At 74.5% G+C, this 25806-nt stretch carries 26 protein-coding genes; 7 read left to right on the forward strand and 19 right to left on the reverse strand.

The features are described from left to right. Window positions 1-8: 8 nt before the first annotated feature. Together RF644_RS12730 and thiL are read right to left on the reverse strand one after the other, a co-directional pair. Window positions 9-968, reverse strand: coding sequence for a DAK2 domain-containing protein (locus tag RF644_RS12730; protein ID WP_306460801.1), 960 nt, complete (start codon window positions 966-968; stop codon window positions 9-11). Continuing rightward, window positions 958-2064 (reverse strand): thiamine-phosphate kinase, encoded by a 1107-nt coding sequence (gene thiL, locus RF644_RS12735; protein ID WP_368796773.1) that lies wholly within the window; start codon window positions 2062-2064, stop codon window positions 958-960. Before thiL ends, RF644_RS12730 begins: the two co-directional genes overlap by 11 nt. Before the next feature lie 64 nt (window positions 2065-2128). Between thiL and RF644_RS12740 the strand changes: the two genes are divergently transcribed. Next, on the forward strand, window positions 2129-2620 hold the full coding sequence (locus RF644_RS12740; RefSeq protein ID WP_095651683.1) for a DUF3515 family protein: 492 nt from the start codon (window positions 2129-2131) through the stop codon (window positions 2618-2620). Window positions 2621-2762: 142 nt separating this feature from the next. Further along, the gene (locus tag RF644_RS12745; protein WP_368796774.1) at window positions 2763-3068 is read left to right on the forward strand and encodes a DUF4193 domain-containing protein; all 306 of its coding nucleotides are present in this window, start codon (window positions 2763-2765) and stop codon (window positions 3066-3068) included. 31 nt (window positions 3069-3099) lie between these two features. Here RF644_RS12745 and RF644_RS12750 read toward each other — a convergent pair whose 3' ends face one another. Both RF644_RS12750 and RF644_RS12755 read right to left on the reverse strand, forming a co-directional pair. After that, a complete protein-coding gene (locus RF644_RS12750) occupies window positions 3100-4380 on the reverse strand; it encodes an ABC transporter permease (RefSeq protein WP_368796775.1) in 1281 nt (426 codons plus the stop codon). Beyond that, on the reverse strand, window positions 4377-5174 hold the full coding sequence (locus RF644_RS12755) for an ABC transporter ATP-binding protein (RefSeq protein ID WP_368796776.1): 798 nt from the start codon (window positions 5172-5174) through the stop codon (window positions 4377-4379). The genes RF644_RS12750 and RF644_RS12755 overlap by 4 nt, the downstream gene beginning before the upstream one ends. 478 nt (window positions 5175-5652) lie before the next feature. Here RF644_RS12755 and RF644_RS12760 point away from each other — a divergent pair, with 478 nt between their 5' ends. Both RF644_RS12760 and RF644_RS12765 read left to right on the forward strand, forming a co-directional pair. Then, on the forward strand, window positions 5653-6360 hold the full coding sequence (locus RF644_RS12760) for a hypothetical protein (RefSeq protein WP_368796777.1): 708 nt from the start codon (window positions 5653-5655) through the stop codon (window positions 6358-6360). Window positions 6361-6468: 108 nt separating this feature from the next. Next, window positions 6469-7071 carry a class F sortase gene (locus RF644_RS12765; RefSeq protein WP_368796778.1) on the forward strand — a complete coding sequence of 201 codons (603 nt, stop codon included), beginning with the start codon at window positions 6469-6471 and terminating at the stop codon, window positions 7069-7071. Between the two features lie 34 nt (window positions 7072-7105). On the opposite strand, the gene RF644_RS12770 is transcribed toward RF644_RS12765, so the two are convergent. The 6 genes from RF644_RS12770 to leuC all read right to left on the reverse strand — a co-directional run bounded on the left by RF644_RS12770 (window position 7106) and on the right by leuC (window position 13725). Then, the gene (locus RF644_RS12770) at window positions 7106-8224 is read right to left on the reverse strand and encodes a D-alanine--D-alanine ligase family protein (protein WP_017833190.1); all 1119 of its coding nucleotides are present in this window, start codon (window positions 8222-8224) and stop codon (window positions 7106-7108) included. After that, on the reverse strand, window positions 8221-9342 hold the full coding sequence (locus RF644_RS12775; RefSeq protein WP_095651678.1) for an NAD(P)H-dependent glycerol-3-phosphate dehydrogenase: 1122 nt from the start codon (window positions 9340-9342) through the stop codon (window positions 8221-8223). Before RF644_RS12775 ends, RF644_RS12770 begins: the two co-directional genes overlap by 4 nt. Before the next feature lie 8 nt (window positions 9343-9350). Further along, on the reverse strand, window positions 9351-10088 hold the full coding sequence (locus RF644_RS12780) for a lysophospholipid acyltransferase family protein (RefSeq protein ID WP_368796779.1): 738 nt from the start codon (window positions 10086-10088) through the stop codon (window positions 9351-9353). 13 nt (window positions 10089-10101) lie between these two features. Next, the gene (gene murA / locus RF644_RS12785) at window positions 10102-11418 is read right to left on the reverse strand and encodes a UDP-N-acetylglucosamine 1-carboxyvinyltransferase (RefSeq protein WP_095651676.1); all 1317 of its coding nucleotides are present in this window, start codon (window positions 11416-11418) and stop codon (window positions 10102-10104) included. 172 nt (window positions 11419-11590) lie between these two features. After that, entirely contained in the window at window positions 11591-12190 is a 600-nt protein-coding gene (gene leuD, locus RF644_RS12790; RefSeq protein ID WP_368796781.1) for a 3-isopropylmalate dehydratase small subunit, read from the reverse strand. A gap of 32 nt (window positions 12191-12222) precedes the next feature. After that, window positions 12223-13725, reverse strand: coding sequence for a 3-isopropylmalate dehydratase large subunit (gene leuC / locus RF644_RS12795; protein WP_368796782.1), 1503 nt, complete (start codon window positions 13723-13725; stop codon window positions 12223-12225). A 114-nt stretch (window positions 13726-13839) separates the two neighbouring features. Between leuC and RF644_RS12800 the strand changes: the two genes are divergently transcribed. After that, window positions 13840-14652 carry an IclR family transcriptional regulator gene (locus RF644_RS12800; protein ID WP_255219483.1) on the forward strand — a complete coding sequence of 271 codons (813 nt, stop codon included), beginning with the start codon at window positions 13840-13842 and terminating at the stop codon, window positions 14650-14652. 69 nt (window positions 14653-14721) lie between these two features. On the opposite strand, the gene RF644_RS12805 is transcribed toward RF644_RS12800, so the two are convergent. The 4 genes from RF644_RS12805 to RF644_RS12820 form a co-directional block, all read right to left on the reverse strand. Next, window positions 14722-16410: a dynamin family protein gene (locus RF644_RS12805; protein ID WP_368796783.1), complete on the reverse strand. Its 1689-nt coding sequence runs from the start codon at window positions 16408-16410 to the stop codon at window positions 14722-14724. Next, on the reverse strand, window positions 16407-18170 hold the full coding sequence (locus RF644_RS12810; RefSeq protein WP_368796784.1) for a dynamin family protein: 1764 nt from the start codon (window positions 18168-18170) through the stop codon (window positions 16407-16409). The genes RF644_RS12805 and RF644_RS12810 overlap by 4 nt, the downstream gene beginning before the upstream one ends. A gap of 57 nt (window positions 18171-18227) precedes the next feature. Next, complete coding sequence (locus tag RF644_RS12815; RefSeq protein ID WP_368796785.1) at window positions 18228-19148, reverse strand: NADP-dependent oxidoreductase; 921 nt, start codon at window positions 19146-19148, stop codon at window positions 18228-18230. Between the two features lie 64 nt (window positions 19149-19212). Continuing rightward, window positions 19213-20088, reverse strand: coding sequence for a potassium channel family protein (locus RF644_RS12820; protein ID WP_368796786.1), 876 nt, complete (start codon window positions 20086-20088; stop codon window positions 19213-19215). Between the two features lie 161 nt (window positions 20089-20249). Between RF644_RS12820 and RF644_RS12825 the strand changes: the two genes are divergently transcribed. Further along, window positions 20250-21497 (forward strand): cation:proton antiporter, encoded by a 1248-nt coding sequence (locus tag RF644_RS12825; RefSeq protein ID WP_368796787.1) that lies wholly within the window; start codon window positions 20250-20252, stop codon window positions 21495-21497. A gap of 51 nt (window positions 21498-21548) precedes the next feature. Next, on the forward strand, window positions 21549-22100 hold the full coding sequence (locus RF644_RS12830; RefSeq protein ID WP_368796788.1) for a DUF421 domain-containing protein: 552 nt from the start codon (window positions 21549-21551) through the stop codon (window positions 22098-22100). Window positions 22101-22155: 55 nt separating this feature from the next. On the opposite strand, the gene RF644_RS12835 is transcribed toward RF644_RS12830, so the two are convergent. The 5 genes from RF644_RS12835 to RF644_RS12855 all read right to left on the reverse strand — a co-directional run bounded on the left by RF644_RS12835 (window position 22156) and on the right by RF644_RS12855 (window position 25541). Continuing rightward, window positions 22156-22350 (reverse strand): DUF2795 domain-containing protein, encoded by a 195-nt coding sequence (locus tag RF644_RS12835; RefSeq protein ID WP_368796789.1) that lies wholly within the window; start codon window positions 22348-22350, stop codon window positions 22156-22158. 128 nt (window positions 22351-22478) lie between these two features. Next, a complete protein-coding gene (locus RF644_RS12840) occupies window positions 22479-22754 on the reverse strand; it encodes a hypothetical protein (RefSeq protein WP_017833203.1) in 276 nt (91 codons plus the stop codon). Between the two features lie 158 nt (window positions 22755-22912). Beyond that, window positions 22913-23614, reverse strand: a complete 702-nt coding sequence (locus tag RF644_RS12845; RefSeq protein WP_368796790.1) for an esterase/lipase family protein — start codon at window positions 23612-23614, stop codon at window positions 22913-22915. After that, window positions 23611-24390, reverse strand: a complete 780-nt coding sequence (locus tag RF644_RS12850) for an alpha/beta fold hydrolase (RefSeq protein WP_368796791.1) — start codon at window positions 24388-24390, stop codon at window positions 23611-23613. Before RF644_RS12850 ends, RF644_RS12845 begins: the two co-directional genes overlap by 4 nt. Next, window positions 24387-25541 (reverse strand): glutamate--cysteine ligase, encoded by a 1155-nt coding sequence (locus tag RF644_RS12855; protein ID WP_368796792.1) that lies wholly within the window; start codon window positions 25539-25541, stop codon window positions 24387-24389. Before RF644_RS12855 ends, RF644_RS12850 begins: the two co-directional genes overlap by 4 nt. Window positions 25542-25806 lie beyond the last annotated feature (265 nt).

The raw sequence follows: 25806 nt of genomic DNA on the forward strand, positions 1-25806 counted from the left end.
GGGGTGCCTCATCCGTCCGCCTCCGAGAGGGAGGTCACCGTGAGGTTCACGGCCTTGCCGCGGGCGCCGATCACCGTGAGGGCGTCCTCTGGCCGCGGCACGTGGACGTGCACGCGCCAGCGGTAGCCGTCCCCCGTCTCGGTCACCGCGCTCATGATCACGCTGGTGCCCACCTCGCTGAGCTCGTGGCGCAGCTCCGCGGCGTCCAGCGGGGTGAGCTCCACGGTGCACATCACCTCCACGCCGCCGTGCACGGTGTGCGGGGCGTCCCCGGCGCCGGCGGCCCGGGCCGCGGCGGCGTCGATCAGCGCGTCGAGGGCGTTCTCGTCGCCGGCGTCGTCGCCGCCCACGGTGCGGGCCAGGGCGTCGAAGACCACGAGCATGCCCAGGGCGCCGGCGTCGACCGTGCCGGTCTCGCGCAGGATCTCGAGCTGGTCCGGCGTGACGAGGACCGCGGCGCGGGCGGCGGTGCTGACGCCGGCCAGGAACTCCTTGAGCTGCTGGTTGGACCCGTCCTCCACGCCCTGCGGCACGGGCACGGCGGCGGCGGCCTCCAGGACGGAGAGCATGGTCCCGTCCACGGGGTCCGTCAGGACGCTCCAGGCGCGCACGTGGCCGGCGTGCAGGGCCAGCCGGACGGACTCGGCGCTCATCCTGGTGCTCCCCTCGAGGGAGCGGCCCACGGCCGTGAGGAAGACGGAGAACAGGGTGCCCGAGTTGCCGCGGGCCTCCTCGAGGGCGGCCTGGCCGGCGAGGGAGAGCAGCTCCCCGACGTCGCCGGTCTCGAGCACGGCGGCGGCCTCGGCGGCGGCGCGCACGGTGGTCGCGAGGTTGGTCCCGGTGTCGGCGTCCGCGACCGGGAAGACGTTGAGGGCGTTCAGGACGGGGCTGTGGCGCACGAGATCACGGTGGGCCAGGTCGAGCCACCGCCGCATGACGGCCGCGTTCGATCCGATCCTATGGTTCAAAGTGATCCCATCCTTCGCCGACCGGGTGCCCGAGAGCGAGGTGCGGCGCTCGTCCGTCGAGCAGCACCCGGGGGAGGGTGTCGTCGTGCGCGGGGGGCGCGGGCGCACACGAGCCTATCGCACGGAACATCCCGGGCAGCGGCACGCCCCGGGGGAAGACGGCGAGCAGCCCGTGGTCCTCGCCCCCGGTCAGCACCCAGTCGCGGGGGTCCGCGCCGAGCAGCCGGGCGGCCGGGCGCAGGGGCTCGGCGAGGCCGGCCACGGCCGCGCCGTCGAGGTCGACGACGACGCCGCTGGCGGCCGCGACCCGCCCGGCGTCGCGGAGCAGGCCGTCGGAGAGGTCGATCATCGCGGTGGCGCCGGCGTGGGCGGCCGCGGGGCCGGCGGTCACCGGGGCGCACGGCCGCAGCTGCGCCGCCGCGAGCCCGTCCAGGAGCGCGTCCCGGCCGGGCCGGTAGCGGCCGTCCTCGAGCAGCGCCACGCCCGCGGCCGCCCGTCCCGTGGTCCCGGCGAGCGCCACCGTGCCGCCCTCGCCCGCTCCGGAGCGGCGCACCGGGTCCCGGCCCTCGAGGTCGCCCGTCACCGTGGCGGTGACCGACAGCTCCCGGCCGGCGCCCAGGTCCCCGCCGACCACGGCGCAGCGGTCCGCGCCCATGGCCTCGAACCCGGCCACGAGGCCGCGGGCGAAGTCCTCGGGCCAGGACACGGGCGTGCCCGGCGGCAGGGTGAGCGAGACGACGGCGGCCGACGGGACGGCGCCCATCGCGGCGACGTCGGCGAGGTTCTGCGCCGCGCACTTCACCCCGGTGTCGTAGCCCGTGGTGACCGCGCCGCCGGTCCAGGCGAGCCGGAAGTCCTGGTCCTGCACCTGGGTGTCCGTGGTGATCACGTACCGCCCGTCCGGGGCCGCGACCACGGCGCAGTCGTCGCCGGGGCCGAGCAGCACCAGGTCCGCTCCGGGGCGGGGGGCCGCGGGGCGCAGGAGCAGCGGGAGCACCCGGGCCAGCAGCTCGGCCTCGGAGAGCTCCCCGACGGTGGGCCCCGGACCGGGCGGGGCGTCGGGCACGGGGGACGGCTCCGCTGGGGGTCGGGTCATGGCGCTCATCCTAACGACGGCCCCGGACGCGGGAACGGGCGCCCCCGAGGATTACGCTGGGGGCATGCCCTCGCCCTCCCTGTCCCGATCCGCCCGCGCCCTGCTGGGGGCGGGAGCCCTGGTGGCGGTCCTCGCGGGGTGCTCCCCCGCCGTCACCGTGGACCCCGCCGAGAACGCCGCCGACCCGGGGTGCGCCCCGGCGATGCTGGCCATGCCGGAGACCGTCGGCGAGCACGAGAGGCGCGAGACCACCAGCCAGGCCACCACGGCCTACGGCGAGCCCACGGCGGCGGTCGTGCGGTGCGGCGTGACCCCGCCCGGGCCCACCACGGACGCCTGCTCCTCCGTCAACGACGTCGACTGGCTGATCCGCCAGGACGAGGACGGGAGCACCTGGACCGCCACGACCTACGGCCGGGACCCGGCCGTCGAGGTGGTCTTCGACAGCACCGCCGTGGCCTCCTCCACCCTGCTGGTCGAGCTGGGCTCCGCGGTGGAGCAGATCCCCGCCGAGCGCCGGTGCCTGGACCTCCAGGACACCGTGGAGGGCCTCTGAGCCGGGGCCGGACGGAGGGGTCCGCCCCCTCCCCCAGGACGTCCCGGGGGCTCGGGAATAGGCCCGTGCCCCGCCCGGTTGTGGCGTGGACACGCACGCGAGCGCACCGCGCCCCACCACCACGCCAGAAGGAGGCACATCCGTGGCCACCGATTACGACGAGCCCCGCGTCAAGCCCGAGGACGAGCCCGCCAACGAGTCCCTCGAGGTGATCCAGGCGCAGCGCAGCGCCACCGCGCAGAGCCCGGCGATCGACGTCGACGACTCGGACACGGCGGAGGGCATCGACCTGCCGGGGGCGGACCTGTCCCAGGAGGAGCTGCTCATCCAGGTGGTGCCCGAGCAGGACGACGAGTTCACCTGCATGTCCTGCTTCCTGGTCCGCCACCGCAGCCAGCTCGCCCGCGATCAGGACGGCGCCCGGTACTGCATCGAGTGCGAGGGCTGACGGCCGCGGCACCCGCCCCGGGCCCGCCCGCTCACTCGTGGCGCAGGGAGGCGATGGGGTCCTTCCGCGCGGCCCGGACGGCGGGGATCGTCCCGGCCAGGAACGCGATCCCCATGACCGAGAGCACGATCAGGGCCACCCGCCACGACTCGAACGCGAACAGCGACAGCCCCGGCAGCCCGGACAGGAACCCGTCGGCCAGCGCCCCGCTCAGGGCCGAGCCGCCGACGACGCCCGTGACGGCGCCGACGACCGCCCCGAGGAACCCGATGAAGACGGCCTCGAGGGAGAACAGGCCGAAGACCCTGCCCCCGCTCATCCCCATGGCCTTCATCAGGCCGATCTCCCGGGTCCGCTCCTGGACCGACATCAGCAGGGTGTTGACGATGCCGAGCCCGGCGGCCACGAGCGCGATGACGGCGCAGGCGTTGAGGATCCACACGATGGCGTTGATGACGGCGCGGAACATGCCGAGCTGGTCCTCCACGGTGAGCCCGAGCATGTCCTGCTCCTCCAGCCGCGCCTGGATCCCGGGGGCCAGGGCCATGTCCTCGACCGTGACCGTGGCCATCGCGAAGCTCTCCGGGACCTCCTCCGGGACGCCGCTGACCTGGTAGTCGTAGAGCCGCTCGTTGAACGTGTCCGACGGGATGGGGTTCAGGGAGGTCCCGACGAGACTGGCCTGCGTCACCCCGGAGATCGTGGCGGGGAACGCCCGGTCCTGCTCCGCCATGTTGGTCATGACCACGTCGACGCGGCCCCCGACGGCCTCCTGCGCGGAGGAGAAGCCCAGGTCGGCGATCCAGCTGTCGGGGACCGCGATCTCGTCCCGGCCCGCGGTGGGCGCTCCGCCGGCCACCATCTGCAGGCCCACGGCGTCGACGGGGATCCCCGGGGAGAGCTGGAACCGGCTGCCGTCGGCGGCCTCCAGGTAGGTGGGGGCCACGGAGTACATCGGCTTCACGGAGCGCACCCCGTCCAGGTCCTCGATGACCTCGATGTCCTCGGGGGTCAGCCCTTCGAAGGACACGCCGAACCCCGTCCGGATCCGGGTGGTGTCGGGGTCGTACTCCCGCGGGCCCGAGGTCGAGGACAGCTCGATGAGGGGCTGCGACTTCTGGACGTAGAGCGCGTCGGCGTCGCCGAACGCCGCCACGGTGTCGTCGATGTACCGGTTCACCCCGGTGCCCATGCCGGAGGTGAGGGTCAGGGCGAACGCACCGATGAAGACGGCGAGCACGGTCAGGGTGGCGCGGATCCTGGCGCGCGCGGTGTTGGCGACCGCCGAGGCCAGCAGGTCGGACCACCTCACCGGGCACCTCCGACCGCTCCGACGACGACCTCGTCGTCCGCGGCGGCGTCGTCCCCTCCGGCATCGTCCCCTCCTGCGTCGTGCGTCCCGGCGGCGGGGGCCTGCCGGGGTGCGGGGGCGTCCACGACGAGACCGTCGTGCAGGTGCACCTGGCGTCCGCAGCGCCGGGCGAGGTCCTCGTCGTGGGTGACGACGACGAGGGTGATGCCGCGCTCCCGGTGGAGCTCGAGCAGGAGGTCCTGGACCACCGCGCCGGTGGCCGAGTCGAGGTTGCCCGTGGGCTCGTCGGCGAAGATCACGGAGGGGTCGTTGACCAGGGCCCGGGCGATCGCGACCCGCTGCTTCTGCCCGCCCGACAGGTCGGCGGCACGGCTGGAGGCCTTCTCCGCCACGTCCAGGCGCTCCAGCACGTCCAGGGCGCGGCGCCGGCGCGCCCCGGGGCGGACCCCGGCGATGCGCAGCGGCAGCACCACGTTGTCCAGGACCGTCTGGTCCGGGGTCAGGTAGAACTGCTGGAACACGAACCCGAACGCGGCGTTGCGCGTCTCGTTGAGCTCACGGGCCGTCATCGACGCCGCCGGCCTGCCGTCCAGGGACACCGTGCCGCGGGTGGGCGCGTCGAGCAGCGCGAGCAGGTGCATCAGGGTCGACTTGCCCGAGCCGGACTTCCCGACGACGGCGACGGACTCCCCGTGCCCGATGCGCAGGTCCACGCCCCGCAGCGCGGCGAAACGGGTGTCCCCCCGGCCGTAGATCTTGACCAGGTTCTCGGCCTCGAGCACCGCGGACGTCATCGAATTCCCCCTGTCGGGGCGCCCGTCCCCCCGGACGGCCGCCGCGGGACCACGTCCCTCCCCCATCATGTGCGCAAGCGAATGGTGGCGGCGACCCGATCCGTGTCCCCACTAGTGCTGTCCCCTCACCCGCACGGACCGGGACGGCCGCAGAGGACCCCCGGCGGACCGGTCACGAGGGGGCCGGCGGCGCTCGCCGGGTCCGGTGCCGAAGGCCGGGACTCCTCCCGTCACGTAACAGTTCACCCTTGCTAATGCCGGGATGTGGACGATAGTTAACAGCACAGCTGTTCTTCGGCAGGGGGTTCCGGCTCCGCGGGACGGGCGCACGCCCCGTCCGCGCCGAACGACGAGCGGCACGACGTGACGGGGGTCCGTCCGCGCGGGGGCGCGGCAAGGACCCCGGTGGGGCCGTGCGGCGCGCTGGCGGTCCTGGGGTGGGCCCGGGCCGACTACGGAGTACAGGAGACGCATCGACATGACAACTACGAGAAGACTGGCTGTTGCCGGTGCCTCGGCGACCGTGCTGGTGGGGGGCCTGTTCCTGGGCGTCCCGGCGGCCGTCGCGGCACCTGGCGACGCCCCGCCGGTCGACGCCCCACCGGGCGCGGCCGCATCCACCGAGGTGGCCGGTGCCGTGGCGGAGCTGCCGGCCGCGGTGCCCGCGGACGTCCCGGTCGCCGAGGTCCTGGTCGCCGAGGCGGCTCCGCCCGCACCGGCGGAGGTCCCGGTCGCCGAGCCCGCACCGGTCGTCGCCGACGTGGCGGCGCCCGAGCTGCCGGCCGCGGCCCTCGCGGACGTCCCGGTCGCCGCGCCCGTGGACGTCCCGGCTGCCGCGCCCGTGGACGTGCCGGCCGCCGAGGAGGTCCTGCCCGCACCGGCGGAGGCGCCGGCGCCGGCTCCGTTCGTCGCCGACGTGGCGCCGGAGGCACCGGCGCTGTCCGACGCGGCACCCGCCGCGCCGGCCGCAGCCGCGGTCCAGCAGGAGGTGGTCCCGGAGCTCGCGCCCCAGGAGGCCATCGCCGGGGCCGCGAACCCGGGGCTCAACGTGGACACCCGCCTCACCGCGGCACCGATGGGGCAGGCGGCCGGCGCCGGCCTGCTCACGGCGCTGCTCGCGGCGGCAGTGGCCCTTCCCGGTGCGCTCGCGTACCGGGCCCGGAGGCTCGGGCGCAGCGGCGCCTGAGCCGCGTGCCGTGCCGGTGGCGCCCGCGGGGCGGCGCCGGCACGGCACCGACCCCGGCGGAACGCGCCGGGTCGGAGAACAGGTCACGTCGGAGGAGGACAGCACAGCATGGCAACGAGCACCGTGGCGGGACCGCCGCGCCCCGTCCCGGCCGAGGAGAGGGATCCCCTGGCCCGGCGGGCGGCGGTGGTGACGCTGTGCGCCGCCGTGCTGTGGGTGGCGCTCATGAACCAGTGGTTCCTCGCCCAGCACCTCCTGGGGCACGTGCCTGCCGCGGCGTCGCCGGTGCGCCTGAGCATCGACGCGGTCGGCTTCGACGCCGACGTGCTCCCCTACGACCCGACCGACGAGGACCTCGAGGGCGGCTCGCTCGTGCCGCCGCAGACCTACAGCGGCTACCGGCTCACGCCGTACGGGATGCCCGGCGAGGGGTCGACCAACACCACGTACATCGCGGGGCACAGCTACGACAAGGTGGAGCTGCCCTTCAACAAGCTGAGCGACCCGGCCCTGGTCGGGGAGGAGCTCGAGGTCGAGACCGTGGACGGGACCCTCGACTACGTGGTGGACTCGGTGACCACCTACGAGAAGGACACGCTGAAGGACAGCGAGATCTGGCGGATCGTCCCGAACCGCATCGTGCTGATCAGCTGCTACACCCAGGACGCGATCGGCAAGAACGTCGTCGTCACCGCGTCGCCCGCTGCGTGAGCCGGGGGCTCCGCCCCCGGTGGCGTGCCGCGGCTCAGCGCAGCCCGACCGGCCGTTCCAGGGCGAGGCCCAGGAGCTCGTCGATCAGCTCGGCGTAGTCGAGCCCGGAGGCGGCCCACATCCGGGGGTACATCGAGATCGGCGTGAACCCGGGCATCGTGTTGATCTCGTTGATGACCACCCGCCCGTCGGGGGTGTAGAAGAAGTCGGCCCGGCACAGGCCCTCCCCGTCCAGCGCCTCGAACGCGGTCACGGCGCTGCGGCGGATCGTCCCGATCGCCTCCTGCGGCAGGTCCGCTGGGCAGCTGAGTCTGGCGGAGGCCTGGGAGACGTACTTCGCCTCGAAGTCGTAGAACGCGTGCTCGTCGACGATCTCGATCTCGCCGGGCATGGAGGTCCGGGCGGCGGCGGTCCCGCGGCCCTGGAGGACGGCGCACTCGATCTCCCGCCCCACGATCCCCGCCTCGACCACCAGCTTGCGGTCGTGCTCGCGGGCGGTCTCGATCGCGGCGTCCAGATCCTCGGCGCGCTCCACCTTCGTGATGCCGAAGGAGGATCCCGCCCGGGCGGGCTTGACGAACACGGGGAAGCCCAGCGCGGCGATGCGCTCGCGCACGTCCTGGGGGTCCACGGCCCACTGCCGGTCGGTCACCACGGTGTAGGGGCCCACCGCCAGGCCCGCCGCCTCGAAGGCGAGCTTCATGAAGTGCTTGTCCATCCCCACCGCGGAGGCCGTGACCCCGCAGCCCACGTAGCGCAGGTCGGCGAGCTCGAGCAGACCCTGCAGGGTGCCGTCCTCGCCGAAGGGCCCGTGCAGCAGGGGCAGCACCACGTCGATGTGCCGGTCCCGGCTGACGGTCTGCCCGCAGGGACCGTCCTGGCGCACGATGAGCTCGCTCTCCCCGACCTTCAGCGGCAGGCTCACGAGCTCGTCGCCCACGGGCAGCTCGGCGATCGGGTTCGCGTCCAGCAGCGCCTCCAGCTCCTCCTGCGGGCAGAGGAACCACTCGCCGGAGGTGGCGATGCCGACGGTCACCACGTCCCACTTGTCCCGGTCGATGGCGCGCAGGACCCCGAGGGCGGTGATGAGGGAGATGGAGTGCTCGCTGGAGCGTCCGCCGAACAGCACGGCGACGCAGGGGCGGGGGGTCATGGGGCGGTCCCTTCGGATTTGATCTCGCGGCCCAGCAGGAGCGGGGCCACGTCGTCGATGGTGATCTCCTCGCGGAGGATGGCCACGACGGCCTCGGTGATGGGCATGTCCACGCCGTGGCGGCGGGCCAGGGCGAGCACGGCGGGGGCGGACTTGATGCCCTCGGCGGTCTGGGTCATCTCCTCCTGGACCTCCGCCGGGGTGAGGCCCAGGCCGAGGAGCCGGCCCGCGGTGCGGTTGCGGGACAGCGGGGAGGAGCAGGTGGCCACGAGGTCGCCCAGTCCGGCGAGGCCGGAGAGGGTCTCCAGCCTCCCGCCGAGGGCGAGCGCGAGCCGGGTCGTCTCGGCGAGCCCGCGGGTGATGATGGAGGCCTTCGAGTTCTCCCCGAAGTGGCGGCCGTCGGCGATGCCCACCCCGAGGGCGATGACGTTCTTGACGACGCCGCCGATCTCGGTGCCCACCACGTCCGTGTTCGTGTAGGGGCGGAAGTAGCGGGTCCGGCAGGCGTGGGCCACCCAGGTGGCCAGGTCCGTGGCGGGGGCCGCCACGACGGAGGCCGTGGGCTGCTCCTCGGCGATCTCCATGGCCAGGTTGGGCCCGGACAGCACGCACGTGCGCGCCCGCCAGTGCCGGGGGCCCAGCCCGGTGGCCCGTCCCAGCTCCTCGGCGACGACCTCGCTCATCCGCAGGCCCGTGTCCCGCTCGAGACCCTTGGCGAGGGACAGCACCACGGCGTCGCGCTCGAGGTGCCCGGCCACGGCGGTCAGCTGGGCGCGCAGGGACTGGGCGGGCACGGCGAGGACCACGAGGTCCGCGCCGCGCACCGCGGCGGCAAGGTCGGCGGTGATCTCCAGGCGCTCGGGCAGCCGGATGCCGGGCACGTAGCGGTCGTTGACGCGGGTGCGCGCGGTGTGGTCCATCGCGGGGGCGCTGCGTCCCCAGAGGGCCACGGTCCGCCCGATCGGCTCGGCCCGGGCGTGGGCGGACTCGCGGGCGCTGTCGGCGAGGATCTTGGCGAAGGTCGTGCCCCAGGACCCGGCGCCCAGCACGGCGATCCTCCGCGGCCCGGCGGCGGGCAGGCCGCCGGCAGGGGCCGCGGCGGTCTCGGGGGGCGTCACGGGCGGCCTCACCGGCGCCGGTCCCAGAGGGCCGCCGGCGCGTCCGTGCCGCGCAGCACCGCGAGCTCCCGGGTCACGGCGCGCATGACGGCGTCGGTGGCGTCCTCGAGCCGCGCCGCGTGGCGGCCCACCGGATGGGTCAGGTCGGGGACGTCGTCCCGCCACGGGGTGAGGTCCACGGGCGGGCCGATCCGCACGCGCACGTCCTTCCGGGGGAACAGGCTGACCGTGCGCCGGCCGGTGGAGCGGTCGTGGTCGAGGACCTCCTGGTCCCCCCAGTGCGCCACCGGGACCACCGGGGCCCCGGTCGCGAGGGCCAGGCGCGCGGCGCCCGTGTGCCCGGTCATCGGCCACCGGTCCGGGTCCCGGGTGAGGGTGCCCTCGGGGTAGATCACCACGGCACCGCCGGAGGCGAGCTCGGCGCGGGCGGCCGTGAGCGCCGCCGCGGCGTCGGCCGTGCCGCGCAGCACGGGGACCTGGCCGGTGGCCCGGAGCACCGTCCCCACCCCGGGGGCGCGGAACAGGGACTCCTTCGCCAGGAACCGCGGCATGATCCCGTTGTCGTAGAGCGTGATCGCGACCGTCAGGGGGTCGAGCTCGGTGAGGTGGTTGGGCACCACGATGAACCCGCCCTCGGCGGGCAGGTGCTCCTCCCCCGTCCAGCGCAGCCGGGCCGCCAGCCGGTAGGCCGGCTTGACGACGCCCGCGAGCACGCGGAACAGGCGGCGGTTCGAGGTGCGGCTCATCGGCGGGCCCGGCTCACTCGCCGTCGAGCTCGAAGGACGCCCCGAGCCCCGTCAGCTTGTCGGTGAAGTGCTCGTAGCCGCGCTCGATGAGCTCCACGCCGGTGACGTGGGACGTGCCCTCGGCGGCCATCGCCGCGATGAGGTGGGAGAAGCCGCCGCGGAGGTCGGGGATGTTGATCTCGGAGGCCTGCAGCGGGGTGGGCCCGGAGATCACGGCCGAGTGCACGAAGTTGCGCTGGCCGAAGCGGCACGGCACGGAGCCCAGGCACTCGCGGTGCAGCTGGATCGTGGCCCCCATCCGGTTGAGGGCGGCGGTGAAGCCGAAGCGGTTCTCGTAGACGGTCTCGTGCACGATGGACACGCCCGTGGCCTGGGTCAGGGCGACCACGAGCGGCTGCTGCCAGTCGGTCATGAAGCCGGGGTGGACGTCGGTCTCCACGATGAGCGGGTTGAGGTCCCCGCCGGGGTGGTAGAAGCGGATGCCCTCCTCCCGGATGTCGAGGCCCCCGCCGATCTTGCGGAACGTGTTGAGGAAGGTCATCATGTCGGACTGCCGGGCCCCGGCCACGAAGATGTCGCCGCCGGTGGCCAGCGCGGCGGAGCCCCAGGAGGCGGCCTCGATGCGGTCCGGCATGGCCCGGTGCCGGTAGCCGGTGAGCTCGGGGACGCCCTCGATGCGGATCACCCGGTCGGTCTGGACGGTGATGATGGCGCCCATCTTCTGCAGGATCGCGATGAGGTCCATGATCTCGGGCTCGGTGGCGGCGCCGCGCAGCTCGGTGTGGCCGTCGGCCCGGGTGGCGGTGAGCAGCACCTGCTCGGTCGCGCCGACCGAGGGGTAGGGCAGCTCGACCTTGGCGCCGTGCAGGCCGTGCGGGGCGCTCATCCGGATCCCGGACTCCAGCTTCTCGACACGGGCGCCGAAGTGGCGCAGCACGTCGAGGTGGTAGTTGATGGGCCGGTCGCCGATCTTGCACCCGCCGAGGTCGGGGATGAACGCCTCGCCGATGGCGTGCAGCAGGGGCCCGCACAGCAGGATCGGGATCCGCGAGTCCCCGGCGTGGGCGTCGATGTCGGCGTGCCGCGCCGTGGTGACGTTGCAGGGGTCCAGGGACAGCCGGCCGTCCTCGCGCCCCACGTCGACCCCGTGCAGCGCCAGCAGGTTGGTGACGACCTGGACGTCCTTGATCTGGGGCACGTTCTCCAGGACGGACGGTGTGGAGCCCAGGAGGGCGGCCACCATGGCCTTGGGGACGAGGTTCTTGGCACCTCGCACGGTGACCTGCCCGGACAGGGGGATTCCGCCCGTGATGTGCAGTGCGCTGCTCATGACCTTCCGATCTGCTGTTGCCGGGCCACCCCCGAGCGGGAGCGGCACCCGTACAGTGTAGGTTCCCCGGCGCGGGCCCCCGCACAGGGGCGGGCGTCGTGCGTGTCCGGGACAGCACGACGGCCCGGCGGGCCGTGGGAGGCTCCGCCGGGCCGTGCCGGGCGTGACGGGGTCAGGTGCGGGCGGGCATCGTGGTCGGCTTGAAGGCGGGTCGGCCCGCCTCGAACGCGGCGATGTCCTCCTCGCGCTGGAGGGTGAGGCCGATGTCGTCGAGGCCCTCCATGAGGCGCCAGCGCGTGTAGTCGTCGATCGTGAACGGCACCGTCACCGTGTCGCACGTCACCGTGCGGGACTCGAGGTCGACCTCGATCTCGGTGCCGGGGTGCTCCTCGATCAGCTTCCACAGCAGCTCGACGTCCGCCTGGTCGACCTGTGCGGCCAGCAGCCCCTGCTTGCCCGAGTTGCCGCGGAAGATGTCCGCGAACCGGGAGGAGATGACGGCCTGGAAGCCGTAGTCGCGCAGCGCCCACACCGCGTGCTCCCGGGAGGAGCCGGTGCCGAAGTCGGGCCCGGCCACCAGCACGGAGCCGTGCCGGTACGGCTCCCGGTTGAGCACGAAGTCCTCGTTCTTGCGCCAGGCGGCGAACAGGGCGTCCTCGAAGCCGGTCTTGGTGATCCGCTTGAGGTAGACGGCCGGGATGATCTGGTCGGTGTCCACGTTGGACTGGCGCAGCGGGACGCCGACACCCCGGTGGGTGGTGAACTTCTCCATGGCAGGGCCTTTCTGGGCTACGGGTCGAGGGCTCAGGCGCCGGCGGACGCGAGGTCCGTGGGGGCGCCGGCGGGCTCGAGGTCGGACGGGGAGGACAGCGTGCCGCGCACCGCGGTGGCGGCGGCCACCACGGGGGAGACGAGGTGGGTGCGCCCGCCCTTGCCCTGCCGGCCCTCGAAGTTGCGGTTCGACGTCGAGGCGCACCGCTCGCCGGGGGCGAGCTGGTCCGGGTTCATGCCCAGGCACATCGAGCAGCCCGCGAAGCGCCAGTCCGCGCCGAAGTCCTTGAACACCCGGTCCAGGCCCTCGGCCTCGGCCTGCAGCCGCACCTTGGCCGAGCCCGGCACCACCATCATCCGGACGTTCTGCGCCTTGGCGCGGCCCTTGACGATCTCCGCCGCCGCCCGCAGGTCCTCGATCCGGGAGTTGGTGCAGGAGCCCAGGAAGACGGTGTCCACCGGGATCTCCTTCATCGGGGTGCCGGCGGCCAGGCCCATGTACTCGAGGGCCCGGCGGGCGTTTGCCTTGTCGTTCTCGTCCCCGATGTCCTCGGGGTCGGGGACGGCCTGGGACAGGGGGACGCCCTGGCCGGGGTTGGTGCCCCAGGTGACGAACGGCTCGAGCTCGTCCGCGTCGAGGAAGACCTCGGCGTCGAAGACGGCGTCCTCGTCGGTGCGCAGGGTCCGCCAGTACTCGACGGCCGCGTCCCAGTCGGCGCCCTGCGGCGCGTGCGGGCGGCCCTGGACGTAGTCGAACGTGGTGTCGTCGGGGGCGATCATGCCCGCGCGGGCACCGGCCTCGATCGACATGTTGCAGATGGTCATCCGGGCCTCCATGGACAGGGCGCGGATGGCCGAGCCCCGGTACTCCAGGACGTAGCCCTGTCCGCCGCCGGTGCCGATCTTGGCGATCACGGCCAGGATGATGTCCTTGGCGGACACCCCCGGGCGCAGCGTGCCCTCGACGTTGATGGCCATGGTCCGGAACGGGGCGAGCGGCAGCGTCTGGGTGGCCATCACGTGCTCGACCTCGGAGGTGCCGATGCCGAAGGCCAGGGCGCCGAACGCGCCGTGGGTGGAGGTGTGGGAGTCGCCGCAGACCACGGTCATCCCGGGCTGGGTGAGGCCCAGCTGGGGGCCCACCACGTGCACGATGCCCTGCTCGGCGTCCCCGAGCGGGTGCAGGCGCACGCCGAACTCGGCGCAGTTGGCCCGCAGGGTCTCGATCTGCTTGCGGGACGTGTCGTCGGCGATGCGGGAGAAGATGTCCTGCGTGGGCGTGTTGTGGTCCTCGGTGGCGATCGTGAGCTCGGGCCGGCGCAGCGGGCGGCCCGCCAGGCGCAGCCCCTCGAAGGCCTGCGGCGAGGTGACCTCGTGGAGCAGGTGGAGGTCGATGTAGAGCAGGTCCGGCCGCCCGTCCTCGCCCTGGCGCACGAGGTGGTCCGCCCAGACCTTCTCGGCGAGGGTGCGCCCTCCCCGGGGCCCGGAGGGCGCGGCGGAGGTCGTGGAGGGGGTCGAGGACTGGTATTCCGGCATGGCGGATCCTTCCGTGCTGCCTGTGCAACGTGTTTCCTCCATGGTCGGCGCCCGGCTCGCGACGGGCCAGCTTTCGAGCTTGCTTCTCACATTCTGAGACGTCAGTATCAGTGCATGGACACATCTGGACACATGGACCCGTCCGGCGCCCCGCTCGGCACGCCGCTGGGCGGGCAGGGCACCGGGGAGTCGCTCGCGCTGACCGCGACCACCGCGCCCAGCGGGGTGGGGGTGGTCGACAAGGCCGCGATGATCCTGGACGCCCTCGAGGCGGGGCCGGCGACGCTGGCCCAGCTGGTGAGTGCCACGGGCCTCGCCCGGCCCACCGTGCACCGGCTGGCCGTGGCACTGGCCCACCACCGGTTCGTGGGACGGGACATCCAGGGCCGGTTCGTGCTCGGCTCCCGGCTCGTGGAGCTGGCGTCCGCGGCCGGCGAGGACCGCCTGATCGCGGCCGCCGGCCCCGTCCTGATGAATCTGCGGGACGCCACCGGGGAGTCCGCGCAGATCTTCCGCCGGCAGGGCGACTGGCGCGTGTGCGTGGCCTCCGCCGAGCGGCCGATCGGGCTGCGGGACACGATCCCGGTGGGCACGCAGCTGTCGATGAAGGCGGGCTCCGCCGCGCAGGTGCTCGTCGCGTGGGAGGACCACGACCGCCTGCTCGAGGGCCTGCGCCACGCGCGGTTCTCCGCGACCGTGCTGGCCGGGGTGCGCCGCCGGGGGTGGGCGCAGTCGCTGGGCGAGCGCGAACCGGGCATCGCCTCCGTCTCGGCCCCGGTGCGCGGGCCCTCGGGCCGGGTGATCGCCGCGGTGTCGATCTCCGGGCCGATCGAACGGCTCACCCGCCAGCCGGGCCGGCTGCACGCCGAGGTCGTGGTGCAGGCCGCGCGCCAGCTCACGGAGGCGGTCCGCGCCACCACCCAGTAGCCGGGCGCCGGCGGCCCCCGCCCCGCCGTCCCCCGCCGTGCGGCGGGGGACGCTCCGCGGCCGCCGCGCTCAGCCGCGCAGGACGGCCAGCGCCCTCCGGAAGGCGGCGAAGGCCTCGAGCTCCGCCCGCACGGGGTCGACGACGGTGCGCCGGGCGGCCTCGGCCACCGACTCGCGCAGCCGGCGCCGCACCGAGCGCTCCCGCATACGGGCGCCGAAGCCGGCGAGGATCCGGCCGGTCAGGGCCGTGAAGATCCCGAGCACCACCCCGGCGAGGACGAGCAGCGTGGGCACGGGCAACGGGAAGCCCTCGACGTACGGGGGCGGCGGGACGGGGATCTGGAACCACTCGAGCGGGAACAGGCCCAGGAGCCACAGCAGACCCGCGACCACCGCGAGCATCGCGAGCCACTGGACGACGTCGAGGACGAGCCACCACCAGGAGTTCCGCCCGGCCCGGAAGTCGGTGCGGGCGACCGCCTGGTCGATCGCGTCCGGCAGCCTCTGCTCGTGGGTGCGCGCGGCCTGCCGGACCGACCGGGTCCACGGTTCGGCGGCCCCGTCCGCGGCGTCGTGGGCGAAGGTGCGCACCGCGGAGTCGGCCGCAGCCCGCTGGGCGGCGCCCATGGGCGGCAGGGACGTGCGGTTGACCTCGGGGTTCACGGTCCCGCCCCGGTCGAGGTTCAGCCGCCGCATCGGGTCCTTGCGGAACCTCAGCAGCCACCGGGTGGGGATCCACCCCGTGTGCCCCGCCGCGTGCAGGGCGTAGGACCTCCCGGCGGCCCGGGCGATCCCGGGCACGTTGGCGGCCTGCGCCAGCCCGTCGGTGAGCCGCTCCTGCGCCGGCTCGGTGATCCCGGCAGGCTCCCCGTCCCCGGAGGCCTCGGCGAGCAGCGCGGCGGCGTCGTCCACGTCGGCGTCGAGCCGGGCGCCGGCCGCCGCCCTGGTGTCGGCCACCTGGCGGATCCGCGCGCGGAGGGCCTCGACGCCCTCCCCCGTCACCGCGGAGACGGCCACCGGCTTCGACAGCCCCGTGGTGGGCAGCCCGTCCTGGGCCACGAGCTCCTCGAGGGAGGCCATCACGGCGGGGACCTCGGCGGCCGGCAGCCGGTCCACCTGGTTCATCACCACCATGGTCACGGCCCCGTGCCGGGCCAGCGGCGCGATGAACTCCTGGTGGATGACCGCGTCGGCGTACTTCTGCGGGTCCACGACCCACACCACGACGTCGACCATGCCGACGAGACGCTGCACGATGGTGCGGTGGTGCAGGCTCACGGAGTCGAAGTCCGGCAGGTCGAGCAGGATCAGACCGCCGGGCGCCTCCGCGGCGGGCGCGCCCGTGATCCGCTCCTTGACGCGCGTCCACCGGCCGGCGTCCGCGTGCCCGGTGGGCAGGGGCGTGTCGACGTGGTGGCGCTGGGTGACACCGAGCCAGTCCAGCAGGGCCTCGCTGCCCGGCTCCCCCCAGACGGCGGCCAGCGGCTCGGCGGTGGTGGGGCGGCGGGCGGCGGCCCGGGCGATGTCCCGTCCCACCACCGCGTTGAACAGGGTGGACTTCCCGGACCCGGTCGCCCCGAAGAAGCCCACCACGGTGTGGTCGGCGGACAGGGAGCGCCGCTCGGCGGCGCGGTCCAGGACGGTGCGGGACGCCGCCACGGCCTCGTCGTCGAGCCGGCCGGAGGCCAGCTCCGTGGCGCGCGCGAGCGCGGTGAGCCGTTCGGAGAGGGTCGGCGCCGCCTGCCGGGCGGGGCTCATGCGCTCTCCCCCAGCGTCCGCCCCGCGGCGCGGATGCGCTCGGCCACGGCCACGAGCTCGTCGGCCTCCGGGTGCCCGTCCAGGACGTCGAGGCGCCGCAGGAACACGGACGCCTGCTGGTCCATGACCGTGTGGATCCGGGACTCGAGGTTCTTGCGGGCGTCCTCGGCCATCCGCCGCACGGCGTCCTCCCCGAAGACCGCCTCGAGCAGCTTGGTGCCCACCACGCCGGAGCCGCCGGCGATGCCGACCTCCAGCCCGGTGAGCCCGCCCGTCATGGAGAACACGCCGATCATGAGGATCACGGTGAGCGCGTTCACGCCCAGCGACATGGCCCGCGCCCTGGTCCGCTTGTCCGCGCCCTCGCGCTGGATCAGCTCCATGAGGTCGCCCTGCCAGGCGCGCACCTGCTCGGCCGTGCGCTCGCGGAAGTCCGGGGGCAGCGAGCCGAGGTCGGACCCGCCGAGCAGGACCCGGCCCGCGGGCTCGTCCAGCCAGCGGCGCTCCGCGGTCTCGGAGGCGCGCGCGGCCTCCTCCACGATCACGGTCTGCAGACCGGTCTCGATGGCCTCCTCGACCTGGACCTCGGGTGCCGGCCTCCCGCTGAAGAAGGCGGTGAGCCGGTCCCGCATCCGGCCGATCCCGGCCTCGAGGTTGCGGAAGAACTCGCCGGTGCCCACGAAGTCCTGCCAGCGGGCGAGGACCTCGCCGCGCAGCAGGGTGCCGTCCCGGGTCGACTCGATGACGGCGGCGAGCGCCTCGTCGAAGGCGCGGTCCACGTCGTGGCGCAGCTGCGCCTCGACGCGGTGCTGGGAGAGCACCGCCGTCCCGGCCGCGCCGGTGCGCTCGGCGATGGAGCGGACCGCGCCGCCGAGGGTCCGGCGGGCGATCTCCGAGCGGGAGGCGGCGTTGTGCCCCAGTTCGGCCAGGAAGTCCACCACGGGGGCGACGACGTGGGGCGGGAGCATGCCCATCTCGTTGAGCGGTGACTCCGGGACGGTGAACACCGGGGCGTCCCCGAGGCCCTGCTCGGCGAGCATCCGCCGGAGGTCGTCCTCGATCTCGGCCTCGAGCCCGTGCGGGACCCGGTCGAGGACCACGGCCACCGTGATGTCCCGCTGGGCGGCCTCGACGAGCAGCCGCCACGGCACGGCGTCGGCATAGCGGTTCGCGGTGGTCACGAACAGCCACAGGTCGGCGGCGGCCAGCAGCTGCCCCGCGAGCCGGCGGTTCTCGTCGGAGATCGAGTCGACGTCCGGGGCGTCGAGCAGGGCGACGCCCTCGGGGATCCGCGGCTCGGCGAGCAGCACGAGGGCCTGGCCGTCCGCGGTGCCGGGCAGCGCGGACGGGGAGGCGGTGTCCGCGGCGGTCGAGCCGGCGGGGATGACCTTCCGCGCGTGGATCCGGCTCAGGTGCGGGAGCACCCGCTGGGTCGAGAACGCCTCGGCGTCGCGCGGGTGGTGGATCAGGATGGGCTGCCGGGTGGTCGGGCGGATGGCCCCGGACCGGGTCACGGGGTGCCCCACGACCGCGTTGACCAGGGTCGACTTGCCGGCGCCCGTGGAGCCGCCGACCACCGCGAGCAGCGGCGCGTCGAGGGAGCGCACCCGGGGCAGCACGTAGTCGTCGAGCTGGGCGACGGCACGGTCGATGTCCTCGCGCTCGCGCAGCACGTCGGTCGTGGACAGCGGGAGGGTCGACGCCGCGAGCAGCGCCCGCGCGTCCTCGAGGGCGCTCAGGATCTCTGTCTGGTCGGTCACAGGGACATTGTGCCAGTCAGCCTGCTGTGCACCTACGCGGCGCGGGTCGCCGGGGGCTCACGCCATCCGGACGGCGATCTTGCCGCGGACGTGGCCCTCCTGGCTGAGCCGGTAGGCCTCCACGCCCTCGGCCAGGGGCACGCTGCGGGCGAGCTCGATCCGCAGCGCGCCCCGGTCCACCAGCCGGCCCAGCTCGGTGAGGTCCTCGGCGGAGGGACGCACCCACATCCATGTCCCGCCGTGGGCCTCGACCGCGTCGTCGGCCACGGAGGCGTGCCGCCCCCCGTCCTTCAGGACGGCGAGCGTCTGCTCCACGACCCCGCCCACGAGGTCGACCACGACGTCCACGCCGTCCGGAGCCAGCTCCCGGACCCGCTCGGACAGCCCGTCCCCGTAGGCCACGGGCTCCGCGCCGAGACCGCGCAGGTACTCGTGGTTGGCCTCCGACGCCGTGCCGATCACGCGGGCGCCCCGGGCCGCGGCGAGCTGGACGGCGTAGCCGCCCACGCCCCCGGAGGCGTTGTGCACGAGCACGGTGTCTCCCGCGGCCACCTCCAGGCGGCCGAGGACCTGGTAGGCCGTGAGCCCGGCCAGCGGCAGCGCGGCCGCCCGGTCCCAGTCCACGGAGGCCGGCTTCGGCGCGAGCAGGCGTGCGGGCAGGGCGACGTACTCGGCCATCGTCCCGCCGTGCACCCAGTCCGTGCGGGCGTAGGAGATCACCTCGTCGCCCGGGGTCCACTCCGGGACGTCGATGCCGACGGCCTCCACGACCCCGGACACGTCCCAGCCGGGCACCACCGGGAACTGGACCTCCATCAGCGGATCGAGGCCGCCGGCCATGATCTTCCAGTCCACGGGGTTGATCGCGGCGCTGCGCACCTTCAGGAGCACCCAGCCCGGGGGGACCTTGGGCTCGGGGAGGTCGGTGAGCTCGAGGACTTCAGGACCGCCGTAGCGGGCGTACGTCAATGCCTTCATGCTCCGCGCAACCGGTGGTCCCCGGGGATTGTTCCCCGGGGAATGTTCCGCGGGGACCGCCGGCTCAGCGGCGCAGGTCCCGCCCGTGGTCCTCGGCGTAGGCGGCGAAGACGTCCGCGGGCGTCTCCCCTGCGCACCCGGAGTTCTCCCGCAGCTGGTGCGCGAGCTGCTCGAGGGCCAGCCCCAGCCGCCGGGCGCCGGTGCGCACCCGCGGCGCGGAGGACGCGGCGGCCCGGTCGCGCAGCTCGAGGGCATAGGCCAGCTGCCGGGCCAGGGAGAGGTCCGGGTCCTCCTCCTGGAAGTAGTACGTCTCGCCGTGCTGGGTGAAGTCGATCCGCGCCTTGGCCACCTCCGCGGCCAGGCCGTCCAGCACCCGGGCCGCCGTGACCGGGTCCTCCTCCGCGATGCCGTCCGCGTAGTCCACCTCGGCGAGGGACGTCAGCTCGAGCGCGAGGGCCCGGCGGCGGGACAGCGGCGGATAGATCTGCGTGAACCACGTCAGTGCCGCCGTGAGCAGGGCGAACCCGGTCAGCGCCTCGAGCGGGGTGGCGAGCCGGAGCCAGGGGCCGGTGGCCACGACGTCCCCGAACCCGAGCGTCGCCAGGGTGACGAACGAGAGGTAGAACGCCTCGAGGAGATCCGGGTAGGCGGCGGGGTCCACCCCCGGCGAGTACGTGAAGCCCTCGGGGACGTGCGGCAGGTAGATCAGGGCCCAGCCGAGGCCCTGCAGGAGCACCCACAGGAGCACCACCGTGATCATCGAGCCCGGGCCCACGGCCGAGCCGAAGCGGTGCCCGGTGCGCCGGGAGACCCACCAGACGGCGGCCTGCACCCTCCCGCCGATGGCGCCCGTGCCGCTGGGGTGCAGCAGGCTGTGGTACATGTCCCGCAGGCCGAGCACGATCACCGTGGTCCCCAGCAGCGTCAGCAGCACGTCCACGTCGTCGCTCCGTTCCCGTCCGCCGGTGTCCTTCCCCTGCGACCCTACCCGGCGGCTCCCTCTCGGCACCGCCCTTGGCCGTGCGACCATCAGCAGGGTTACGGTAGGAGCACGCGGCGCCCCGGGCGGCGCCGTGAGCCCGATGCGACGGAAGGACGCCCATGGACATCAACCTCGTACTGGCACTGTTCGCGGGCGTCGTCCTGCTGATCTCGGCGTTCTCGACGCTGCTGCAGCGGGCCGGTCTTCCCGGCCCGGTGCTCGCCCTCGCCTCCGGCGCGCTGATCGGCCCCTACGCGCTGGACCTCGTGCGGATCGAGGACTTCGGCCTGCCCCCGGGAACGCTGCTGGAGCAGGCGGCGCGGATCACCCTGGCGGTGGGCCTGGCCGGGGTCGCCCTGCGCCTGCCGCACGGCTACTGGCGCAGCGACGCCCGCTGGATCGCCGTGGTCATCGGGCTGGGCATGGCCCTGATGCTCGTCGTGGCCACCGGCGTGCTGTGGGCGGCGCTGGGTGTGCCGTTCCTGGTGGCGCTGCTGCTGGGCGCGATCATCACCCCGACCGACCCCGTGGTCACCACCCCGATCGTCACGGGTTCCCTGGCCGAGGAGCGGATTCCCGAGCGGGTCCGGCACAATCTCTCGGCCGAGAGCGGGCTCAACGACGGACTGGCCTACCTCTTCGTCCTCCTCCCGGTGCTGCTGCTGACCGAGCCGGACCGGGCGTGGCACGAGCTGCTGACCACCGTCCTGCTGTGGGAGGTGCTCGGCGCGGCGGTGTTCGGGGCGCTGGTGGGCTTCCTGCTGGGCAGGCTGTTCGTCGTCGTCCGCCGGCACGGGCTCATGGAGGAGAGCTCCTACCTGGCCTTCGTGGTGCCGCTGGCACTCGTGCTGCTCGGGACCGGCAAGCTGCTGGGCACCGACGCCCTGCTGGCCGTCTTCGTGGGCGTCGCGGTCTTCGGGCAGGTGATCCCCCAGCGGGACGAGGCGCAGGAGGACAAGGTCCAGGACGCCGTGGCCCGGCTGTTCCTGCTGCCGGTGTTCATCCTGCTCGGCCTGGCGCTGCCGGTCGGTGAGTGGGCGGAACTGGGCTGGGGTGCTCCCCTGGTCCTCGGCGCGGCGCTACTGCTGCGCCGCTTCGTCGCCCTGTGGGCGCTCCGGCCGCTGCTGCGGGGCGTGCACGACCGCGCCGAGACGCTCGTCCTGAGCTGGTTCGGACCCATCGGCGTCTCCGCCCTGTTCTACGCGACGCTGGCCGAACGGCACACCGGCAACCACGAGATCTTCGTCCACACCACCCTGGCCGTCACCCTGTCCGTGCTCGTCCACGGGCTGTCCACCGCACCGCTGAGCGCGTGGCTCCAGCACCGGGAGCCGGAGCGCAAACAGGAGGAGGAGACCCCCGCATGAGCCCGCAGCACCCCTGTCCCGGACCCCTCATCACGGACCGGGAGGCCCGCCGTGTGGTTTGACTCCTGGGCCGACATCCTCCGGATCCTGCTCGTCGGAGCCGCCTCCTACACCACGATGGTGGCGATCCTGCGCCTGTCCGGCAAGCGCACCCTCGCCCAGCTCAACGTCTTCGACTTCGTGGTCACGGTCGCCCTCGGCTCGACCCTCGCCACCATCTTCCTCAGCACGGACGTCTCCTGGGCCGAGGGCGCCACCGCCCTGGCCCTGCTCGCGGCTCTCCAGATGCTCGTGGCCCTCGTCTCGGCGCGCCGTCCGAGGGCCCGGCGCTTCTTCACCTCGGACCCCGTCCTGCTGCTGGCCGACGGCCGGATCCGGGGCGAGGCGCTGCGCCGCAACCGGCTCACGGAGTCGGAGATCCGTCAGGCGGTGCGCATGCAGGGCACCGGGGACCTCTCCCGGGTCAGGGCGGTCGTGCTCGAGACGAACGGCACGCTGAGCGTCATCACCGCCGACGCGCACGGCGACGGATCGGCGCTGGAGGACGTCCGCGGCCACGACCGCCCTTCCGGACGCAGGGAGGGCACCGGCCCGGGCGAGTGAGCCCGGGGCCCGGGCGCCGGCCACAGGGGCCGCTCGCGGTGGCGGGCCGGACGGCCTACTCGCCGAAGACCGCCTCGGTCACGTGCGTGGGCTTCTCGTACTGCCGGTCGGGGAGGTTCCGGAGTGCGTCGAGGACGGAGTCGTCCGCACCGGAGTCCTGCGCCTTCCGCACGATCGCGTCCTTGCCGACCGGGTAGTCCAGGCCGCTGAGGTGCTTCTGCAGCTCGATGGGGTTGGGCTTGTCGGACATGGGAGTCTCCTTGTCGTCGCCGGGTCTCGTCCCGCCGGTGCGGCGGAACACGGACGCCCCCAGTCTGTCAGCCTGCTTGCCGTTCGTCAGCCCCGCCCGTCCGCCGGGGCGACCACCAGCCGCAGCGCTCACGAGCCGGAGCGGCCCTCCTGCTCGAGCAGCCGCAGCCGCTCCCGGTACTCGTCCTCGGTGAGCTCTCCGGCGGCGTGGCGCTCCAGCAGGCCGTCACGGGCCCGCCGCAGGCCGAGCCGGGTGCGCGACCTGCGGCCCCAGCGGGTGTTCTGCCCGTAGCGTCCCACGAGCCACCGGACGCCCCGGGCCACGGTCCACACGGCGGCGGCGGCCAGCAGGGCCCAGGACATCACCTCCCAGCCCTGGAAGGGGGTCAGTCCCAGTTCGCCCACGGTCCCACCGTCCCTCCGGCGTCGTCCGTCGTTGCTGTCTCCGGCGGCGCGCCGTCCGGGGCGCGCTCGGTGGCCGAAGAGTAGCAGTCGCCTCCGACGCCGGGGCGGTCCGGTCGGGACGGGTCGGCGGCCGCCGGGCCCACCGGGCGCAGGCGGGGTCAGCGGGTGAACGTGCCGATCCCCTCGAGGATCGCCTCGTGCACGCGCGGGTCGCTGAGTGGCAGGAAGTGACCGCGCGTGCCGAGCTGGACGTTGCGCGCCCCTTCCAGGTGGCTGCCGCCCGGGATGTGGGGGTCGAACAGGCCGTAGACGGAGACGATGTGCCGGTTGACCTCCCGGCGGGTGGTCAGCGCGGTGAGCTCCGGGGAGTGGGGCAGGAACACCCGGATCGTCGGGAGGGGCAGGAGCCGGGCGAGCTCGGAGCCCGCGAAGGGGGTGTTGACGGCCACGAGCCCCTGGATCACGGTGCTCTCGTTGTGGTGGGCCAGGAGGTGCTTGCCGATCAGCCCGCCCTTGCTGTGCGCCACCAGCACGCAGCGCTCGATCCCCTCCCGGCGGATGTGCTCGTCGACCAGCGCCGCCATGTCCTCGATGGTCCCGGTGTTGAACCTCAGGTCCTCCACCACGTGGACGTCGTGGCCGTGCTCCCGCAGCAGCCCGGCCACCGGGAGCATGAACGTCCACGACTCGTAGATCCCGGGGATCAGCACGACCGGAGTCCGCCCCGGCTCTCCCGGGCCCCGGTAGTGGGCGGGCTCCCACCGGCCGAGGACGCCCGCGGCCTGCCACCGGACCGCGTAGGCGTAGTCGCGGGCCCAGGCCGCGAGATTCGCGGCCGCCGCGCCCAGCCGCGGGATCACACCGGGCTCCCGGGACGGCAGGCGGCGAGGAAGGGCGCGCACGCGGCGGCGAGCTCCCGGGGGTCGGTGTGCTGGACGTTGTGCGGGGCCCCGGGGATCTCCAGGAAGCGGGCGTCGGGGGCCGCCCGGGCCAGCCGGCGGGACCAGTCCCGCCGGGCGATGGGGTCCCGGGACCCGCGCACCACCAGCCCGGGGGGCGTGCAGCCCCGGATGTCCTCCTCGATCCGGTCGCGGAGCATGTGCCGGGTCGTGCGCAGATAGCGGAGCGGGCCCATCCGGAGGTAGTCGCGGACGACCACGGCGTTGGTGCGCAGGGGCTCGCGCAGGGTGTCCCGCAGCAGCCGCCACCCCTGGCCGAGCAGACTGCGCGCGGTGGGGTCGACGGTCGGTCCCACCAGCACGTAGCCGGCGCACAGCCCGGGGTGGTCCCTGACGGCGTCCACGACGACCTGGCAGCCCATGGAGTGCCCCACGACCACGGGAGCCCGCAGCCCCAGCGCCTCGACGGCCCCCGCAACCACGCGGCCGAGCTCGGGCACCGACAGGGGCCGGGCGGGGCGCGGTGAGGACCCGTAGCCCGGCAGGTCGACGGCGTAGACGTCGTGCGTGGCCGCGAGCGCGTCAGCGAGCCGCAGGAAGTACCGGCCCGACATGCCGATGCCGTGCACGAGGACCACCGGGGGCCGCGCGCGGTCGAAGGTCCCCCGCACGTCGACCGCGTGGGTGCCGGCGACGACGCGCCGCCGCTCGAGCCCCGGGTGCCCCCGCGCCCTCACCGGTGGGTCGCCTCGAGCGCCAGGCGCACGACGTCGAGCGGGTCCCGCCGCGCGGCGTGGGCCGCCAGCTGCCGCCGGGCGCCGGAGCCGTCCCGCAGGACGCCGGCCACCACGGACTCCACCTGCGCGGCCTCGTCCCACTCGGCGAGCACGGGGCGCACGACGGCGAGCAGCTCCGCCACGACGTCCGCGGCCGGGGCGGGCGCGCCGGAGGCCGGGCTGATCAACGGCCCCTCGACGCCGTCCCTGCTGGCCTGCCAGGACCAGGTCCGCAGCTGCGCCGCGCTCACCGGCGGCGCGGGGAGGCCCGCCCGCCACTGGCGGGCGGCCGTCTCGACCAGCGCCCGGCCGAGGGCGGCCAGCACCCCGGCGTGCTCCGCGTCCAGGCACATGTCGGTGATCCGGATCTCCACGGTGGGGTAGCGGGCCGAGAGCCGGGCGTCGAAGTAGATCATGCCGAGGTCGAGGGGCACCCCGGAGCGCAGCAGGGCCTCGCGCTGCCGGTCGTGCTCCTCGACCGAGCCGAAGACCTCCGTGGGGCCGGAGGTGGGCCAGCGGACCCAGGCCTGGTAGCGGTAGCTGCTGAAGCCGCTCTCCCGGCCGTACCAGAACGGGGAGTTGCCGCTCAGGGCGAGCAGGGCGGGCAGCCACACCCGGATGCGGTCCAGCACGGCCACGCCCTCCTCGCGGTTGCCGACGCCCACGTGGACGTGGAGGCCGCAGGTCAGCTGCTCGGCGGCCACCAGCCCGAAGCGCTCCTGGAGCCACCGGAAGCGCGGTGCGGGCACGAGGTGCGGGGCACCCGCCGTGACCGGTGAGGCGAGGGCGACGGCGCGGGCACCCACCGCGCGGGCGGCGGCGTCTGCCAGGCGGCGCCCCTGACGGATTGCGGCGATCTGCTCCGCGAGACCGGTCAGCGGAGGACTCGCGACCTCGATCTGCTCCTGCTGCAGCTCGGTGGTGACCTGGTGCGCCGGTGCCGTCGCCGGGGAGGAGCGGACGCCGGCGGCGTGCGCGTCCACGGCGGCCGGGCCGACGGGGGCGGGCTCCAGCGTCACGGCGTCCACGAGGAGCAGCTCCTCCTCCACGCCGAAGGTGCGAGTGGGGCCGGTGGTCGCTGCGGGGGACGGGTGCGGGAAAACGGTGATCACCACCATCCGGAAGGGGCTGGAGCGGTGCGGACGGGCGGGGCGGGAGGCCCCGCCGTCGTCGCCGGGCGGATCCCCCGGCTCACTGCGGAGCGTAGCACCGGGGACCCGCGCAGCGCCGCTGCGGGGGCTCGCCACGCCTCTTGACGCGGAGGGCGGGGCGGGGTTCGCTGGAGGGGCCAGGAGGGGAGTATCCCCCCGCGCAGCGTCGTCACGACGGTCCCCCGCAGGATCCGGCGCGCGGGCCCGGAACGGGCCGGGAGAGACC

This window comes from Kocuria sp. CPCC 205258, from assembly GCF_040981005.1.
Lineage (GTDB): Bacteria > Actinomycetota > Actinomycetes > Actinomycetales > Micrococcaceae > Kocuria > Kocuria rosea.